Origin of the sequence: Rhodococcus sp. NPDC019647, assembly GCF_044389235.1 — a bacterium.
Taxonomy (GTDB): Bacteria; Actinomycetota; Actinomycetes; order Mycobacteriales; family Mycobacteriaceae; genus Rhodococcus_F; species Rhodococcus_F oxybenzonivorans.
In genome coordinates, this window is the sequence record NZ_JBIRXS010000004.1 from 1 (window position 1) to 17,137 (window position 17,137).

Genomic DNA, 17,137 nt, shown 5'->3' on the forward strand with positions numbered 1-17,137 from the left:
TCCGGTTTGCTGGCCAAGGCAATCCGACGGATCGCGGCCACCGGCAAGCGGATCCAGGCCGCCGGTGGAGCGACCCGCACCACGGTCCGGGACCGGTCCCGTGCGGCGGGCAAGCGGGCGCACGCGATCGGATTCAAGCTGCGATCGCGCAGCGCCGCCGGACGCGACGAGGCCCTGGCCGCGGTCCGGCGCACGACCGGGGAGCTGGCCGATCTGGCCGAGACCGCCGCCACCGATGCCGAACGGCTGCTTACCAACGCGAAACAGGCGCTCCGCCGGGCACGCGCCAAGGCCACAGCCCAGAGGACCCAGGGCGAGCACGACGCAGCCGCCGGACGCCGGCGCGGACGCCTGGCCCGCGCCATCGACGACCTCGAGGACCTGGTCACCGCCACCCGGCAGATCACCGCGCAGACCCGACAACGGTTGGCCGGTCGGACCCCGGACGGAGCCACCCGGCGAGTCAGCCTGCACGACGCCGACGCCCGGCCCATCGCCAAGGGACGACTCGGTAAGCCCATCGAGTTCGGCCACAAGGCCCAGCTCGTCGAAGGCGACGACGGCGTGATCGTGGATCACAACGTCGAACGCGGCAACCCGGCCGACGCGCCCCAGCTGGCACCGGCTGTGGATCGGGTCCGCAAACGCGCCGGGCGCCCGCCACGCACGGTCACCGCCGACCGCGGCTACGGCGAGAAAGCCGTCGACGACGACCTCCGCGACCTCGGCGTGCGCAACGTGGCGATCCCCCGCAAGGGCAAACCCTCGGCTGGCCGGCGAGCAGAGGAACACCGCCCAGCGTTCCGACGAACAATCAAGTGGCGCACCGGCGTCGAAGGCAGAATCAGCGCCCTCAAACGCGGATACGGCTGGGACCGCACCCGCATCGACAGCACCGAAGGCGCCAAGATCTGGATCGGCCACGGGGTCCTGGCGCACAACCTGGTCAAGATCAGCACTCTGGCAGCGTGAAGGAAGCGGATCGGGGGGACTTACGGCCAACCCAATCCTGACCGGCCGAGAACAGCCAAATCATGCTCACCGTGGCGCCTCATTTTTCAGGTCGAAGTAACTAGGACAAGCGCCCAGTGATGTCAGTCACGCACGATGGTCCCCAGGCGGAGAGCCGCCCGCCCCGGGGAGATGCCCGTGAGTGCCATCCAGAGGAGACTGACAATGAGCTATAGCCTAGACCGTCCCAGTGCGACCGACGCCGACCGAGCGCTTCGAGAAGACTTGGTCGCTCGGGCAGCGAAACTGCGCGGAATCGTCGCCGGCAATGCGGAAAAAAACGAGCGCGATCGCCGCGTATCCCAGGAATCCATCGATGCTATCGAAGAAGCCGGGCTGTTCTCCATCACCCGGCCGCGGCGCTTCGGGGGATTCCAGGTCGATATCAGGACGAAGATCGAGGTGTCCCGCGAGCTGGCGCGTGGCGACGGCTCCACCGCCTGGGTCACGGCGCTTCTCAACGGTGCAGCCTGGCTCGCCGGCGACTACAGCGAGCAGGCACAGCAGGACGTATGGGGACAGGATCAATCGAATCGACTCTGCTCCGTCTTCGCTCCCTCGGCCACCACCAAGCGAGTCGACGGCGGCTTCGTCGTCACCGGTAGTTGGGGGTACGCAAGTGGCTCGTACCACGCACAGTGGGCACACCTGGGCATCCCGATCGTCAACGAGGCGGGGGAACCGGTTGATCAGGGACTGGCACTCATTCCGATGAGTGACCTTTCCATCGAGGAGACGTGGTTCGTCGCGGGGATGTGTGGCACCGGCAGCAACACGTTGAGCTGTGAAGAGGTCTTCGTACCCGACCACCGGGTGCTGTCGCTCTCGAAGGCGCTGGGCGGCAAGTTCGATACACCGTTCACCGATGAAGCGCTGTACCGGTCACCCTTCGTTCCGGTAGCACTCCTGCTCGTCGTGGGACCGCAGCTCGGTATGGCGCAGGCGGCATTGGATCTGGCCATCGAGAAGGCACCGAAGCGGCGCATGGCCTACACCGAGTACGGCAGCCAGGTCGAGGCGCCCACGGTTCAGCTTCTGCTCGCCAAGGCGGCGTCCCTGGTGGACACAGCACACCTGCACGCGTATCGAGCGGCGGCGGATATCGACGAGGCCGCACACCACGGTGTGGTGATGGACTACAAGTCACGGGCGCGCGCTCGGATGGACGTGGCAGCAGCGATTACTGCGGCGCGGGAAGCAGTCCGCACCGTCGCGGCCGCTCACGGCGCGTCGACGTTCGCCGAAGTCAATCCGCTGCAGCGCATCATGCGCGATATCGAGGCCGCCAGTCTGCACGCCGTCACCGACCCGCAGATCAGCGCACTCGTCTACGGCCGGGCCCTCGTCGGCGTCGAGGGAGGTGTTACTCCCCTGATCTGATCGATCGGCCCCTTGCAAACTGCAGTGCTCCAGCGATAGTGAAGGACCGCGACGATGCGGAATGCGCCCGACGCCCAACCGGAAGTATCCCAGGACGATGCTGGGCATCACTGGGTACGCGCGCTGCACTCCGACGCCGAATCGCCTGTGGAGCCGGTGTGCAGTCCCGAGACGATCGCTTCGGCCGTTGCGCAAGTGGGACCAGGCCCGGTGCAGTGGGCGGTCGAGTTGGGGGCGCGAATCGCAGATCGCACCATCCGACGGTTACCGGAGTTCGGAGGTGGTCGTGCGAGTGTGACCACGCTGCGCATGGGAACCGAGCAAGTCGCGATCTACATGGTGCGCAGCCTGGACGCCGGTCACATGTTTCACACACCCAATAGTGCGGAATCTATCTCGATGATTCACGACTACGTCCACCGCCGGGTTCCGATGGACCGTATCTGGGCCGGCATGCGATACGGACACGCTTGGCTGACGGAGGAATTCATGGCCGCCTGCCGAACGTTGGTCGACCGGGACCAGCGTGCCGAGGAACTCGAATCAGTATCACAGATTCTGTTCGAGCAGGTCATCACCTATGCCGCGGAGCTGGGCGAGTTGTACCGTGTCGAGAACGAGGCATGGATATCGAGTGCTGAATTCGCTCGCGATGATGCACTCCGATCGATCCTCGAAGGGGACGAGATTGACGAGAACGCCGTCTCTCAAACCCTGAGATACCCACTCAGCCAGTTCCATGTCGCACTTTTTCTCGAGGCCGCCACCGAGGAGGAGTCGGCGGGGCCTGCCGATCTGCACGCGGCGGCAACCGAGCTATTGCGATCGCTCGGCACCACTACGGCTCTTGTTGTCGGAGATCCCGGAGGCGAGATACGCGCATGGGGTGGTTCGGACCACAGGATCTCAGCGGACGGCGAGTTACCACGGAAAGCCATTCCCGGCGTCAACGTCGTAGTCGGGTTCGGTGGTCGCGGCGCCAAGGGTTTCCGCCGGGCCACCGAGGAGGCCGCTCGCACGGCGAACATCGTGGGAAAGCTGCGTTGCTTCCCCCCGAATATCGTGTCCTACGACCAGGTCAGCTTGGTCGGATTGCTTCTCGAAAACCCCGAGCAGGCAGCCGACTTCGCGGACCGTGAACTGGGAGAGCTTGCGGAGAAGTCGTCGCACGTAGACAATCTCCGCGAGACGGTTTTGGCGTATTTCGAATGTCGGCACAGCCCCCGAGCAGCTGGCGAAAGGCTGTTCGTCGCCAAGAACACTGTCATATACCGAATCAAGCGGGCCGAAGAACTGATCGGCCGCAGTCTGGACGAACGGCCGGCCGAGACGTGGGCGGCCTTGCTCATCGCCAAAGCGTTGTACGACTGTGAGAACAACCCGGCCAAGCAATAAGCGTTGAGCCGCAATACCACTTCCGCAGCCCCATGAAACCTGCGGTATCAGCCCATACCCACATCATCATGCAGCGACCCGGAAATCGGCGCTCAATGAAAGGAAGAATCATGGCATACACGTTCGATTGGAATGATCGTCGTCCCGACTCCGAACTTACGCGCGAGGAGATCGTCGAGCGCAACATCGCAGCCGTGGAAGTGCACTTCCACAACGAAAACCCCGAGCATGTCGAGAAGGCGGTCGCGGTCTACACCGACGACATCGTCTGGGAAATCCCTGCCCGCGGGCTCCTGCTCCGCAGCGCGTCCGAAGTACTTGATGCCTACCGCGACATCTTCAAGTCGGTGATCTATGAGAAGGTCTTCTACCTGCGGCGTTTCGCCACCGAGAAGTATGTGATCGACGACCAGGTCGCCTATGTCACCAAGGTCGAGGACCTGATGCCGAACCACAACTTCCCTGTCGGAACGAAGCTCAGCGTCCGGCTCCTTCACTGCTTCGAGATGCGGGACGGCAGAATCGCCCGCGAAATCGCCTACGAGATGTGGCGTGTTCGTGGCAGCGAGGTGGATCACGACGACATCATCGATACAGCGATCATCGAGGAATTCCCGCCCGTTGATGCGATTCCCGCACCCTGACGGAGGCTTCGACACCCTGGGTACGTGAGGTCGACGCGTAGTCGGCTCTATGCTCGCACCCCAGTGAAGTCAGTCGATGCGGTCGCCGTCTGTGGCGCGGCGACCGCATCGAGACTGACTTACCTCTGCGACACACCTACAGGAAAGCAAGAAAAATGGATATCGGATTGTTGATACTGCGGCTAATTGTCGGGGCGATACTGTTCGTTCACGGGATGCAGAAGGCGCGCGGCTGGTTCGAGGGTCCCGGAATCGGCGGCGCCGCTGCGATGTTCGAGAAGATCGGGCAACAACCGCCGCGCCAGAAGGTGCGACTGGCCATCGCCTGTGAGGTGTCCGCCGCCGCACTTCTGGTATTCGGTCTCGCGACACCGCTCGCCGCTGCTATCGCAGCCGCGACGATGCTGGTGGCCGGCGCTGCTCTGACCACCCTCACCGGGAAAGTCTGGATCACTTCAGGTGGCGGTGAATACCCGCTCGTGCTCGGGGCGCTCGCGGTCGTCATCGGTTTCACCGGTCCCGGCGACTATTCGCTGGACGCCGTCGCGGGGCTCGACAGCTGGACAGCCGGTCATTCGACGGTGGCGGGGATCCTGGTCGTCGCCGTCGCTCTGGTCGGCGCATCGCAGCCGATCATCTCTACTCGCAGGATTCTGGCCCGGCGTGGCGCCGACACGAACTAGTCGGCCGGTTCGCGAGCACACGGCGCAACTGAATTTCCTGCTCCGGTAGGGAACGCAAACCGGGAAATGGACTACGGAATGAATCCGTAGTCCATTCTTGTGTTGCAATAGCTTTATCCTGCTGGCCGCTCGACCGCATGTGTCCGGCGGTCACAATTTCTGCGAAGGTTTGGGTCGGGAGCACTATTCGGCGGTTCGTGATGCGTGTCACAGTAGCGGAAGTCACGTGACGCGCATCATTCGGTCCGACATGGTTGCGGGCTATCGGTGCTCTATCGACAATCCAGGAGGCCATTCGTGGTTCTACGTCGCTCGTCCAAAATTCTGATCGGCATCGGGTTGGTACTTGTCATCCTTGCCGCGGTACTGCGTTTTTTCGTAGTGCCGGCTTTCTCGAAATTGCCCGACAGTGTTGATGTCACGGCACAGTATGTGGGCACCGGAACGCTCATGAATCCGGCCGCCCTGCAGTCGGGAGATTACACGAACGTCATCGCGTCCGGTGTTCCCGTCACCGTCGACCGGCATGTTTACGTCTCTGAGACACACGGTGATTCGGCTGTCGCGCACGACGACTTCACCGTGTCTGCGCCTGGAGGTATCTCGCTACCGACCAATCACACCTACGTGCTCGATCGCAAGACCATGGATGCTGCAGATTCCATCGAGGGAGTGAACGCCGAACCGCATTCCGGAATGACAATTGGACTTCCCCTGTCGCCCGATGCGTCCGACTACTCCCTCTACGACTTCGCCACACGATCAACAGTTCCTCTGACATATGTCGATTCGAGCGTCGTGTCGGGTCGTGATGTGTTGAACTATCGCGCTGAGGCCACGGGTCCGTTGCTGGATCCGGCGATCCTCGGGGCGCTGCCGCCCGCACTGCCGAAGGCGCAACTGGCGGGTATTGCGCCGCTGCTCCCGGCCGACCTGCAGGCAGAGCTTGCGCCGGCTCTCGGATCTCTGCCCGACCCGGTTCCGTTCAACTACACGGCGGTATCGAAGTTCGAACTTTCTGCTGACAGCGTCTTGGGCACCCCGATCGACGGTGCGCTCGATCAGCAGGTGATCGCGAACGTGGAAGTTGGGGGCAAGAACATCAGCCTCATTCCTGTCCTTGCTCTGGATACGGAGCTCTCCGACCAGTCGGTGGCCGATGCCGCGAACGCCGCATCGTCGCAGTCGCGGCTGTTGACGCTGATCAGCGTGGTCACGCCGATCGTCCTGGCTCTGGTCGGCATTGCTCTTATCGCGGTGGGCTTGCTCCGCCGGAACAAGCAACTCCCTGCGTCCCGGTCCGAGCGCGCAACGGTCGATTCATCGACAGTGTGAGCCGATAGAACAGCTGGTGGCTGACCGCGGCGTGGTCAGTCACCAGCTTTCGGTCGGTGGTCAGCGGGTCAACACCTTGAAGCCGACTCCCCGGCCGTATCCCTGTTCGAAAGCGAGCGTGAACCACACTGCAGTCAGCGCGTCGGCGAGGTGTGCTTTGTCGTTGTCCCCCAGGTGAACCGGTCGGAGCCCGGTGTCGCCGATCAGTTTTTCGACCGCCTGCCGGCCGGTTCCGTCGGGGCCGCTGTAGAGCAGGTCACCGATGGTGTCACCGTAGACAGGGTCAGCGAAGTTTTCCCATCCGACGGTGTTGAATGCCCGGTAGATGTGCGCAGTCGGTGCGAGGGCGCTGAGGTCTGCGATGCTGTTCAGCACCGGTGAGCCGACGTTGTTTGTCGCATCGATGACGGTTTTGCCGGCAAGGTTCGGCGCGAGTTTAGGCACGACCTGGGGCATCGCGTTACCGGCGATGGCGAGCAGGACGGTGTCTGCTTCTGCGAGGGCAGTGTCGATAGCGGCGACATTCGCGCCGATTCCGGCGGCGAACTGCAGGAGATCGTCGTCCTGTGGTCGACGCACACCGAATGTGACGCCGTGCCCGCTTCGCTCCATGCTCTCGCCAATGTGCGTCCGATAACTCCCCCTCCGATCACGGCGATTGTGAGGGGAGATTCCGGGTGCTTACTGGTCATGGTGATTCCTTCTGCGTTGCAGCATATTAGAGTGTCGATCTCAGCCGCGGAGCGCGGCGCTGGCGCTCGCCAAGCTTGTGACCGAGCGTCCGGTATGTCAAGGCACCTGTCCGGCAACCGAGGTGAGTGGTGTCACCCTGATGCACGTCGAGCGATTGGAGGGCTGCCGCTCACCGGACCAAGGCGAGTCCCGAGTTTTGTGCCGAGCGCCCAAGACTGCTGTGGTCACCATCACACATGATGGGTTGCATCGAGATCAGTAATCCGCGAGTCCGGGCGGTTGCCTCTCGGTTCGATGTCCGTTCGTGCGAAAGGAGAGCGCCATGACCGTGTTACACGAGCTTCATTCGCCCGTCGACGGCACAATCGATCTAGCTGCTAATTCCGAGGAGAGGGCTGCCCTGGCGCGTGCTCGTGCCGCCGTGGCACGGTTGGCCGGTGGAGGAGCGGTTCTTCTCTGCGACGACGCCGCGTGGCCCACTCACGGCGAGATCCTCTTCGCCGCAGCCGACGCCGATGCTCCGCTCATGGCCTTTGCGATTCGCCATGGTTCCGGGTTCGTACAGGTCGCGCTCCCAGCGTCGCGCTGCGATGAGTTGGACCTTCGCCCTCAGGCGGGCGCGGATCGCGGGGGCCTGCAGCAGTGTGTGACTGTCGATGCTCGTGGGGGCATCGGTACCGGAATTTCTGCGACGGACCGCGCCGCCACGGTGCGGCTGCTTGCCTCTCGTGATTCCAGCCCGGATTCGTTCACCCGGCCTGGGCACGTCGTGCCGCTACGGGCCGATATGGATCTGCCGGCAACCGAGTTCAGCTTCACCGAAGCGTCGATCGCCCTGACCGATCGGGCGGTGGCAGGGAGAGCCGCCGTGTTGGGTGCGGTCGTCGGAATCGACGATCCGACGACGATGGCCTCCGGACCCGAACTTGTTCGCTTCGGTAGCGACCACGGTCTACCGCTGGTCACGTTGGGAGACGTGGCGATCGATCACGCCGTCTCTGTCACATTCGACCAGACTGTCGCATTGCCTCACGGCGATGCACGCCTGATGTCCTTTCTCGACGACGGCCTCGAATGTCTTTGTGCGATCGTGGGCGACGTGCGCAACCGGTCCGACGTTCCCGTACATGTGGTGGCTGCCGAACAGATACTTACGGAACCCACCACGACGGCTTCCGTCCCCCGCATACACCTGGCAATCGGTGCCGGGTTTGCCGCGGATCTACTCACGCGGCCGCTGCACCTCCGGGTGCATGACCCACGCAGTGCGGTGCGCCGGGTGCTGCGAAGGGCGGGTGTCCAGTCGATTCGATTGGTCACCGACACAGACCTCTCGCGATGGAGTGAGCGCGACCTTGCCGCGTTGCACCGCAGCGGTGATTGACCGCAATCACCATCAATTCTTGTCTATTCCCAAACTTTTCACTACCACGGAAGGGTCGTTGTGACCACTACTATTCCCCATTGGATCGAGGGTCGGCCGCATGTGTCGGCGGGTGATCGGTTGCCGGTGGTCGATCCGGCGACCGGTGCCGTGTTGGCGGCGGTCGCGTTGGCGGACGAGGACACCGTCAAGCAGGCCGTGGCGTCGGCGGTGGCCGCGTTCCCGGCCTGGCGTGATCTGCCCTCGGCCCGCCGCGCGCAGGTGCTCTACACCTTCCGGGATCTGATCCGCCGCCATCAGGACGAGCTGGCCGAGTTGATCACCGCCCAGCACGGCAAGACCCTCGACGACGCCCGTGGTGAGGTGGCCCGGGGCCTGGACTCGGTCGAACTCGCCTGCGGGGTACCGGGATTGCTCAAGGGGGAGATGAGTGAGCAGACCGGCCGCGGGATCGACACCTTCTCCACCCTGCACCCGCTCGGGGTGGTGTTGGGAATCACCCCGTTCAACTTCCCGGTGATGATCCCGCTGATGATGGCCGCCGTCGCGATCGCCGCCGGGAACACCTTCATCCTCAAGCCCAGCGAGCAGGACCCGGGCCCGGCGCTGCGGATCGCCGAACTCGCCCAGGAAGCCGGCCTGCCCGACGGTGTGCTCACGGTGATCCACGGCCGGCAGCAGGTCGTCGAATCGCTGATCGATCACCCGGAGGTTGCCGCGGTCTCGTTCGTCGGCTCGACCCCGATCGCGCACAGCATCTACAAACGGGCCGCGAACGCCGGCAAACGGGTCCAGGCGTTCGGTGGGGCGAAGAACCACCTCGTCGTGATGCCCGACGCCCCGATCGCGGCGGCCGCGGACGCGATTTCCTCGGCCGGGTTCGGTGCCGCCGGGCAGCGGTGCATGGCGATCTCGGTGGCTGTGGCGGTCGGCGGGGTCGGTGACGAGTTGGTCGCTGCGTTGTCGGAGCGGGCGAAGGCGGTCGTCGTCGGACCGGGCAACGACCCCAAATCCGAAATCGGGCCGGTCGTCTCTGCCGCCGCCCAGCAGCGGATCCAGGGCATCGTCGCGGCCGCACAGCGGGCCGGCGCCACCGTGGTGGTGGACCGCTCGACCGAGGCGGTGCCCGGTTTCGAGGACGGTTTCTACGTCGGCCCCACCCTCGTCGACCGGGTCGATCCGACCGCGGAGATTTATCAGGCCGAGGTGTTCGGTCCGGTCGTGGTGGTGGTCCGGGTCGATACCCTCGACGAGGCGTTGGCGCTGATCCATGATCACGAGTACGGCAACGGGGCGTCGATCTTCACCGCCTCCGGGGGTGCGGCCCGCAAGTTCCAGCGCGAAGCGTCCGCGGGCATGGTCGGGGTCAACGTGCCGATCCCGGTCCCGGTCGCACCGTATTCGGTGGCCGGCTGGAAGAACTCGGTCTTCGGTGACACCGGCCTGAACAACGCCGCCTGGCGGTTCTACACCCAACCGAAGTACGTCACCGCCCGCTGGGACGAAACCGTCACCGGTGTCGACTTCGGCTTCCGCCCCAACTAACCACAACCCCACGACCGGGCGCTTCCCGCCCGTCCATCGCCGTTATTACTTCACCGGAGAAGCTATGACTTTGACCCAGGACACGACCACCACCCCGGCGCCGCCGGTTCGTCAGGCCGATCGGTTGTACCACGACACCCAGTCGAGCGCCGAGACGAGCGAGATTCGTACCCGGGCCCGGGAATTCGCGGCCAAGTACGTCGCGCCCGCCGCGGCCCGGATCGCCGCCGGGGACGAGGTCGACGACGGTTTCCCGTTCGACGTGTTCGGCTCCATGGCGAACCAGAAGATTTTCGAGATCCCATTTCCCGCCGACGTGCACGGCGCCGGATTGACCCGGCCCGCCTCGGCGACCGCGGCGGTCGTCGAAGAACTGGCCTACTACTCCAACAGCGTCGCCGCGATCTTCGATGTGCACTGCATCCTCGCCGGCAACGCCCTCAACCAGGGCTCGCCCGCGCAGCGCAGCCGCTGGCTCACCCCGCTGGTCCGCGGCGAGATCATCGGCGCGTTCGCCACCAGCGAGCCCGGCGCCTCCAGTGACCTGTCTCCGCAGGCGGTGCAGACCGTGGCCACCAGGACCCCCGGCGGGTGGCGTCTGGACGGTCGCAAACGGTGGATCACCAATTCCCCGGTCGCCGACGTCATCGTCATCCTGGCCCGCACCGGCGAGCGGCTGTCCCTGTTCATCGTCCCCACCACCACCCCCGGCGTCACCGTCGGCCGCGCCGACCGCAAACTCGGGAACAAGGGCCAGCTCACCGCCGACGTTCTCCTCGACGGTGTCGAACTGCCCGAGGACGCGATCCTCGGCACCGAAGGTGGTGGGCTGAAAATCGCCCTGTCCACCCTGACCTACGGTCGGATCGGCATCGCGGCCGCCGGCGTCGGAATGGCGCAGGCCGCGTTCGACCACATGGCCGACCGGCTTGCCACCCGGCAGGCATTCGGCCGCCCGCTCGGGTCGATGCAGCACTGGCAGTTCCTGATGGCCGATCACGCGCTCGCCCTCGAATCCGCCCGCAGCCTCTACCTCAAGGCCGCGATCCGCCTCGACGAGGGGAACCCGTTCCCCGAACCGGAAGCGGCGATGGCCAAACTGGCCGGCACCGAACTGTCCGTCACGATCGCCCGCGACGCCGTGCAGGTGTTCGGCGGTCTCGGGTTCACCCGGGAACTCGGCGCCGACGGCAGCCCCGGCCCGGTCGAGGCGATCTACCGCGACAGCAAGATCGGCGAAATCTACGAGGGCGCCAACGAAGTGCAGAAATGGATCATCGCCCGCCAACTGCTCGGCCGCGACATCACTGGCTGAGATCGACCTCGAACAAGGAAGCACACAATGACCACCATCGAACACGATGTCCAGGCCTCGTTCAAGGAGGTGATGGCGAGCGTCGCGACACCCGTTTCCATTGTCACCGCCATCGCCGGGGGTCTGCCGTATGGCACCACGGTCAGCGCGTTCGCGTCCCTGTCGATGAACCCGCCGATGGTGTTGGTCTCCCTCGACCGCGGATCGGACACGCTCGAGCTGATTCGCGAGTCGGGCCGGTTCGGGCTCAACATCCTCGGCGCCCACCAGGCCGCAACCGCCCTGTCGTTCGCGAAGAAGGGTGGGGTCGGCAAGTTCCACGGCACCCGCTGGGACCTCGACCACGACCTGCCCCGCATCCCGGGTGCTCCGGGATGGATCGCGTGTACCGTCGCCGACCTCGTCGACGGTGGTGACCACGTCATCGCCCTCGGCACCGTCGACGCCGCCGAACTCACCGACGGCAGCCCCCTCGTCTACCACGGACGACTGTTCGGAACCCACGCCCCGCACGACTCCTGATGACTACCAATCGGACCATGCAGGACAGTGCACCGGTGCCGGTGCGGGCACGTCCGCGATTGCACACGGAGGAACAATGACGCGCGAAGATCAGGACCTGCTCGATTTCGCGATCCGATGGGTGCCCTACGGCGGCGCCCGGCGCGAGGACATTCTCGTAAACTTCGGGATGACCCCGGCGCAGTTCAGGATTCGCATTCACCAGATCTTGACTTCCCAAGCGGCGGCGAAGCAGATCGATGCGCACGACCGGGAAAATCTCGAAGTGACCTATCCACTGGTCGGGCAGAGTCCTTCGCAGCGCAGCCCGGGGTCGTCGGTCCAGCCGAGCGGCGCCGCGGCGCCGGCGCGACAGTGAATCTGGATCGACTATGCCCACTCTGATGCTCGACGCTCTGATCGCAGTCGTGGTTGTCACGCTCCGGCGCTGCCTGCCCGAATCGATACGCACATCGATGGCCGATCGCGAATCATCCTGTCCGCCCGCAGCAGGGGCTGAATCTTCGTACGCAGCCGATCGTTTACGGATTGTGCAATTGGTAAGTGACCGCACGTGACGGACGGTGGCATCGAAACTCTCGCCTGGTAGCGGCTGTCGACGTCCCGCGTGACCTTGTTGATTCGAGAGGTATTCCATGATGAGCACACCCACCGCGGTGGTCGGTCTCCGGCGCAGGCATGGAGTGCGTCGCCGGTGGGGAGTGGAGGGGTGGCCGCTGCGGTGGAAGATGGCGACCGTGCTGACCGTCCCGTTGATGGTGGCGGTCGTTCTCGGTGGTCTGCGTGTGCACGAGAACCTCAGTGCAGCAGCCGACTTCGCCGAGATCGCGGATCGGTTGACGATGGTTCCGCTGTTGGTCGAGCTCGATGGTGATGCCGCTGTCGTGATGGGCACGCTGGCGCAGGGATCGATCAGCGCCCCGATGATCGACGGCTTGGACCGATCTATCGAGGCCGTTGAAGTTACGCGCCCGGCGGCGACTCTCGATCGGGACGAGACTGCACAGCTGTCGTCCGCTCTCGCCGAGGCACGGGCGTTGAGCGCAACGGCAAAGCTGGGGCCGGCGCAGACGGTGGCGCTGACCGAACAACTGGCCGCCATCCGCGCCGCCCTCTCCGGTGTGGTGGCGGCAATTACTCAGCCGATTGTCGATCCGGATGTCGCCCTCGAAACCCGGCGTCTCGAAGATTTGTGGGCGGCCCAGAAATTACTGTCTGCTCAGGGGCTGTTCGTCGTGGCTGCGTCGGCGATCCTCTCAGGGGAGTCCGGTGGCACGCTCGATGCGCAGAGCGCCGAACTGTTGGCCGATCTGCGGACCGAGTCAGCATTGATCGATCAACTCGCACAACGCTACCCATCCGGGGACCCGACGGTGGCGGCGCTGCGTGCGGGTGTGGCGGAGCGGACGATGCTGGCGCGGGAGATACCGTTACGCGACAGCACCGAGCAAGCGTTGACCGAGCTGAAGAACTCGCTGTTCGTCAGCGTCGACGAGTACTCGCGGGCAATTGCTGAGACGTCGGCCGGTTTGGTGGGAGCGGTGGCCCGTAAATCGGAGATCCTCCGCGGCGACGCCTGGCGGGACTCGGTGATCGTCGGCGCACTGTTGCTCGCTGCGGTTGCGCTGGCCGCGGTCGTGGCGAGGTCGCTGCTGACACCGCTGCGCCGGCTACGGCGCGGCGCCCTCGAGGTGGCGCACACCACCCTGCCCGGGGCCGTCGAGCTCCTGCGGACCGGGACCGAGACGGCCATTCCCGCGGTCGAGCCCATCGATGTCCACACCCACGAGGAAATCGGTCAGCTCGCCCGCGCGATCGACGACATGCACAGCCAAGCGCTGCGGCTGGCCGGTGAGCAGGCCCAGCTCCGGTTACAGATGAACAATGTGTTCGAGGCGCTGGCCCGCCGCAGCCGGTCGCTGATCGACCTGCAACTGGAGATGATCGAGCAACTCGAATTCGAAGAACGCGACCCCAAACGCCTCGACAACCTGTTCCGGCTCGATCACCTCGCCACCCGGATGCGCCGCACCGGCGACAACCTGCTGATCGTGGCGGGCACCGACACCCGGCGCACCCGCCCGGCCCCGATCCTGCTCGGTGACGCCGTTCGGGCCTCGATGTCGGAGGTCGAAAATTATCAGCGCGTGGAGATCGGCGCGATTCCCCCGGTCATCCTCACCGGCCCGGCCGGGCACGACCTGGTGCACATCCTGGCCGAACTGTTCGACAATGCGCTGCACTTCTCACCGCCCGATACCGCGGTCACCACGAACTGCGCGCGCACCATCGACGGCGGCCTGGTCATCGACATCGTCGACCACGGCATCGGTATCTCACCGCAGGATCTCGGCGAACTCAACCACCGGATCGCCTCCACCCCTGAGGTCACCCCGGACACCGCCCGCCACATGGGCTTGTTCGTCGTCAGCGACCTCGCCGCCCGGCACCACATCTCCGTGACCCTCACGCCCACTCTCGACCGCACCCGGGACGCGGGAATCACCGCGTCGGTGCACCTGCCCGCGAACATCCTCACCGCTCCCGTCGGCGACCGCCCCCACCAGGACACGAGGCACAGCCGCGGCGAGCCCACCCCGCGGCAGGAGGCCGAGGACGGACCCGCCTCCAGGCTCCCGGCCGCTCCGGTGCGAACCTTTGCGCCCGAAACCCCTCCGCCGCACGAGCACAGCGGTACGGGCCACCGAATGTCCGGTGTTCTGCCTCAGCGCCGTCCCGGTGCCTCGACCATCGCGACCGCGTCGGCAGTCGACCATTCGGTGCCGCCCCTCTCTGCACCACTTCCTGATCCATCGCCGGCGCACACCTCCCCTCGGCATCGCCTCGATCCGGCCCGGGCCGCGACCTTCTTCCAACGCCCGGGGCCCGGCACGGACTCCGAGAATCCGATCGCGCAACCCCCGATCTTCGCCAGCCTCGCCCCGGTGTGGCTGACCGATCCCACGACTCCCGACAACTCGGAGCCGCAGTGGGTGACCCGGGCAGATCCGGGATGGGAGGCGGCGGAGCGGGCAAGGCGCGAGGGCGCGGACGCCGTCGCCCCGAGCGGGCTCCCGCAACGGGTCCCCGGCCGGCGCCTCGTTCCGGGTGCGGTCACCTACACCGACCGCTCCGCCGCCCACCACCGGACACCCGAGATGATTCGCGCGAACCTGACTCGGCACCACAACGGGATTCGGGCCGGCCGGGCGAGCACCCAAGGGTCGAACACATCATCGGTCCATCACCACGACCACGACAATCTGGAGGAACAATGACGAGTCGTCGGACGCTCGACTGGCTGGTATCGAATTTCGTCGCCGACGTTCCCCGGGTCACGCACGCGGTGCTGGTCTCGGCGGATGGTCTGCTGATGGCGGCGAGCACCCACCTTCCGCTCGATCGGGCCGAACAACTCGCCGCGGTGACCGCGGGGCTCGCCAGTCTGTCGACCGGTGTCTCGACCCTGTTCGAGGGCGGTCGGGTACTGCAATCGGTCGTCGAGATGCACCACGGATATCTGCTGCTGATGAGCGTGGGGGACGGTTCCCAACTGGCCGCCCTGACCATGGCGGAATGCGACATCGGGCAGGTCGGCTACGAAATGGCCGTCCTCGTCGAACGCGTCGGCGCCGAGATCGACGCCCTCCCCCGCGTCGCGGCGCGGCCGTGATCGGAGCCCACCCACGCGCGGGCGCCGGCCCTGCCCGGGGCTCGGTCGAGCCCGCCTACCGGGCGGCGTCGGCGAAGATCGTGATCGCCGGCGGCTTCGGTGTCGGGAAGACCACCCTGGTCGGGGCGGTGTCGGAGATCGTTCCGTTGCGGACCGAGGCGATGGTCACCGACACCAGCACCGGCGTCGATCACCTCATGGCGACACCGCAGAAGGTGTCGACCACGGTGGCAATGGATTTCGGGCGTCTGACCCTGGCCGACGATCTGATCCTCTACCTCTTCGGCACCCCCGGCCAGCAGCGGTTCTGGTTCATGTGGGACGACCTCGTGCGCGGGGCGGTCGGTGCGATCGTCCTGATCGATACCCGTCGTCTCGACGACAGCTTCGCCGCCGTCGACTACTTCGAATCCCGCAGACTCCCCTTCATCGTCGCTGTCAACGAATTCGACGGAGCGCCCCGCTATCCGATCACCGACATCCGGGCCGCACTGGCAATCGCCGCGCACGTCCCGATCCTGTCTGTCGATGCACGAGATCGGACGTCGGTGAAGAACTGCCTACTCGAGATCGCGGCCTACGCCCTCGAAACGCTGATCCGATGAATGTACCTGTGTGGGATCAGGTTACCTGGATCGACCGGATGGAGTTTCCCAAGGTGATTCGGTCGATGGCGGTGGTCGCGGCGGCACCGAGATCTGTGGCGGCGCCCATGGTGAGTAAGAGTGGCACGAAATGGTCGGCGGTCGGGTGCGCAACGTGTGCACCGGGCGCCTTGGTGCGGTAGTCGACCAGGGTGTCGACGTCGCCGCGGCTCAGCGCATCGGCGGCCCACTCGTCGAATGCTTTGATGTGTCCTCGGAGGCCGGGGTCACGTAGGACGGCGAAGCTGTGCGTCATGAAGCCCGACCCCATGATGAGGAATCCCTCCTCGCGCAGGTGGCGCAGTCGTCGGCCGAGGTCCAGCAGTGCCTCGGGGTCGAGGCTGGGCATGCTGAGCTGCACGACCGGTACGTCGGCGGCGGGGTACATCGCCATCAGCGGGATGAAGGCGCCGTGGTCGAGGCCGCGGTCGGTGTACTCATGCACGGGGGTGGTGTCACGGAGGGTGGCAGTGAGCCGGTGCGCCAGGCGGGTGGCGTCGGGCGTGGCGTACTGCAGGGTGTAGTAGCGCGGATGGAAGCCGCCGAAGTCGTAGTAGAGCGGTGTACCCGCTGCTGCACCGGTGATGGCGACCGGTGCGTCCTCCCAGTGCGCGGAGACGACGACGATCCCGCGGGGCTTCGGCATGGTCTGCGCCCAAGAGAACAGATCGACGAGCCACTGCGGGTCGTCCAGGGTAGGTGGGGCGCCGTGGCTGACGAACAACGACGGCAGCGGCCCGTCCTCGGCGGTCCACGCCTTGTGTGCGCGTGCCTGCGGCAGCACGCGGGCGAGCAAGGTGTCGTAGGCGCCGGCGGGTACCGCGGGGTTGAACGGGTCGGGGGCGTGTGAGGTCATCGGTATCCCTTACTTTCGTCATCCGGGGTTCCGGCGAACCTGTCCTGCGTCTGCTTC

At 65.6% G+C, this 17,137-nt stretch carries 15 protein-coding genes and 1 pseudogene; 14 read left to right on the forward strand and 2 right to left on the reverse strand.

All coding sequences use genetic code 11. The annotated features are described in order from the left end of the window. The 6 genes from ACH49N_RS10075 to ACH49N_RS10100 all read left to right on the forward strand — a co-directional run. Positions 1-972 (forward strand): transposase (locus ACH49N_RS10075; RefSeq protein WP_358278845.1); only part of this gene is annotated, 972 nt, incomplete at its 5' end. 204 nt (positions 973-1,176) lie between these two features. After that, positions 1,177-2,391 (forward strand): acyl-CoA dehydrogenase family protein, encoded by a 1,215-nt coding sequence (locus ACH49N_RS10080; RefSeq protein WP_358278735.1) that lies wholly within the window; start codon positions 1,177-1,179, stop codon positions 2,389-2,391. A 54-nt stretch (positions 2,392-2,445) separates the two neighbouring features. After that, positions 2,446-3,786, forward strand: a complete 1,341-nt coding sequence (locus ACH49N_RS10085) for a helix-turn-helix domain-containing protein (protein ID WP_358278733.1) — start codon at positions 2,446-2,448, stop codon at positions 3,784-3,786. A gap of 110 nt (positions 3,787-3,896) precedes the next feature. Then, complete coding sequence (locus ACH49N_RS10090; RefSeq protein ID WP_358278732.1) at positions 3,897-4,430, forward strand: nuclear transport factor 2 family protein; 534 nt, start codon at positions 3,897-3,899, stop codon at positions 4,428-4,430. 155 nt (positions 4,431-4,585) lie between these two features. After that, on the forward strand, positions 4,586-5,113 hold the full coding sequence (locus ACH49N_RS10095) for a DoxX family protein (RefSeq protein WP_358278730.1): 528 nt from the start codon (positions 4,586-4,588) through the stop codon (positions 5,111-5,113). 297 nt (positions 5,114-5,410) lie between these two features. Continuing rightward, positions 5,411-6,448 (forward strand): porin PorA family protein, encoded by a 1,038-nt coding sequence (locus ACH49N_RS10100; protein WP_358278728.1) that lies wholly within the window; start codon positions 5,411-5,413, stop codon positions 6,446-6,448. 60 nt (positions 6,449-6,508) lie between these two features. Here the strand turns inward: ACH49N_RS10100 and ACH49N_RS10105 are convergent. Then, positions 6,509-7,140 (reverse strand): annotated as a pseudogene (locus ACH49N_RS10105) (NADPH-dependent F420 reductase). Positions 7,141-7,463: 323 nt separating this feature from the next. On the opposite strand from ACH49N_RS10105, the gene ACH49N_RS10110 reads away from it, so the two are divergent. The 8 genes from ACH49N_RS10110 (at position 7,464) to ACH49N_RS10145 (ending at position 16,185) form a co-directional block, all read left to right on the forward strand. Continuing rightward, positions 7,464-8,525 carry a 3,4-dihydroxy-2-butanone-4-phosphate synthase gene (locus ACH49N_RS10110; protein WP_358278724.1) on the forward strand — a complete coding sequence of 354 codons (1,062 nt, stop codon included), beginning with the start codon at positions 7,464-7,466 and terminating at the stop codon, positions 8,523-8,525. 60 nt (positions 8,526-8,585) lie between these two features. Beyond that, positions 8,586-10,070, forward strand: a complete 1,485-nt coding sequence (locus ACH49N_RS10115) for a CoA-acylating methylmalonate-semialdehyde dehydrogenase (protein WP_358278722.1) — start codon at positions 8,586-8,588, stop codon at positions 10,068-10,070. Positions 10,071-10,134: 64 nt separating this feature from the next. Continuing rightward, entirely contained in the window at positions 10,135-11,385 is a 1,251-nt protein-coding gene (locus tag ACH49N_RS10120) for an acyl-CoA dehydrogenase family protein (protein WP_397504497.1), read from the forward strand. Positions 11,386-11,412: 27 nt separating this feature from the next. Continuing rightward, positions 11,413-11,907 carry a flavin reductase family protein gene (locus ACH49N_RS10125; protein WP_397504498.1) on the forward strand — a complete coding sequence of 165 codons (495 nt, stop codon included), beginning with the start codon at positions 11,413-11,415 and terminating at the stop codon, positions 11,905-11,907. Positions 11,908-11,983: 76 nt separating this feature from the next. Then, complete coding sequence (locus tag ACH49N_RS10130; protein WP_358277923.1) at positions 11,984-12,265, forward strand: DUF3263 domain-containing protein; 282 nt, start codon at positions 11,984-11,986, stop codon at positions 12,263-12,265. A 280-nt stretch (positions 12,266-12,545) separates the two neighbouring features. After that, positions 12,546-15,185, forward strand: coding sequence for an ATP-binding protein (locus ACH49N_RS10135; RefSeq protein ID WP_397504499.1), 2,640 nt, complete (start codon positions 12,546-12,548; stop codon positions 15,183-15,185). Continuing rightward, positions 15,182-15,580: a roadblock/LC7 domain-containing protein gene (locus ACH49N_RS10140; RefSeq protein ID WP_317613081.1), complete on the forward strand. Its 399-nt coding sequence runs from the start codon at positions 15,182-15,184 to the stop codon at positions 15,578-15,580. Before ACH49N_RS10135 ends, ACH49N_RS10140 begins: the two co-directional genes overlap by 4 nt. Positions 15,581-15,657: 77 nt before the next feature. Continuing rightward, positions 15,658-16,185: an ATP/GTP-binding protein gene (locus ACH49N_RS10145; protein WP_317613084.1), complete on the forward strand. Its 528-nt coding sequence runs from the start codon at positions 15,658-15,660 to the stop codon at positions 16,183-16,185. A gap of 16 nt (positions 16,186-16,201) precedes the next feature. Here ACH49N_RS10145 and ACH49N_RS10150 read toward each other — a convergent pair whose 3' ends face one another. Then, on the reverse strand, positions 16,202-17,080 hold the full coding sequence (locus tag ACH49N_RS10150) for a class III extradiol ring-cleavage dioxygenase (RefSeq protein ID WP_358277919.1): 879 nt from the start codon (positions 17,078-17,080) through the stop codon (positions 16,202-16,204). Positions 17,081-17,137: the final 57 nt, after the last annotated feature.

Excerpts from the sequence above, each read along its gene's own strand:
- ACH49N_RS10080 (WP_358278735.1), top strand. The coding sequence starts at position 1,177 with ATGAGCTATAGCCTAGACCGTCCCAGTGCGACCGACGCCGACCGAGCG.
- ACH49N_RS10085 (WP_358278733.1), top strand. The coding sequence starts at position 2,446 with ATGCGGAATGCGCCCGACGCCCAACCGGAAGTATCCCAGGACGATGCT.
- ACH49N_RS10090 (WP_358278732.1), top strand. The coding sequence starts at position 3,897 with ATGGCATACACGTTCGATTGGAATGATCGTCGTCCCGACTCCGAACTT.
- ACH49N_RS10095 (WP_358278730.1), top strand. The coding sequence starts at position 4,586 with ATGGATATCGGATTGTTGATACTGCGGCTAATTGTCGGGGCGATACTG.
- ACH49N_RS10110 (WP_358278724.1), top strand. The coding sequence starts at position 7,464 with ATGACCGTGTTACACGAGCTTCATTCGCCCGTCGACGGCACAATCGAT.
- ACH49N_RS10120 (WP_397504497.1), top strand. The coding sequence starts at position 10,135 with ATGACTTTGACCCAGGACACGACCACCACCCCGGCGCCGCCGGTTCGT.
- ACH49N_RS10125 (WP_397504498.1), top strand. The coding sequence starts at position 11,413 with ATGACCACCATCGAACACGATGTCCAGGCCTCGTTCAAGGAGGTGATG.
- ACH49N_RS10130 (WP_358277923.1), top strand. The coding sequence starts at position 11,984 with ATGACGCGCGAAGATCAGGACCTGCTCGATTTCGCGATCCGATGGGTG.
- ACH49N_RS10135 (WP_397504499.1), top strand. The coding sequence starts at position 12,546 with ATGAGCACACCCACCGCGGTGGTCGGTCTCCGGCGCAGGCATGGAGTG.
- ACH49N_RS10140 (WP_317613081.1), top strand. The coding sequence starts at position 15,182 with ATGACGAGTCGTCGGACGCTCGACTGGCTGGTATCGAATTTCGTCGCC.
- ACH49N_RS10150 (WP_358277919.1), bottom strand. The coding sequence starts at position 17,080 with ATGACCTCACACGCCCCCGACCCGTTCAACCCCGCGGTACCCGCCGGC.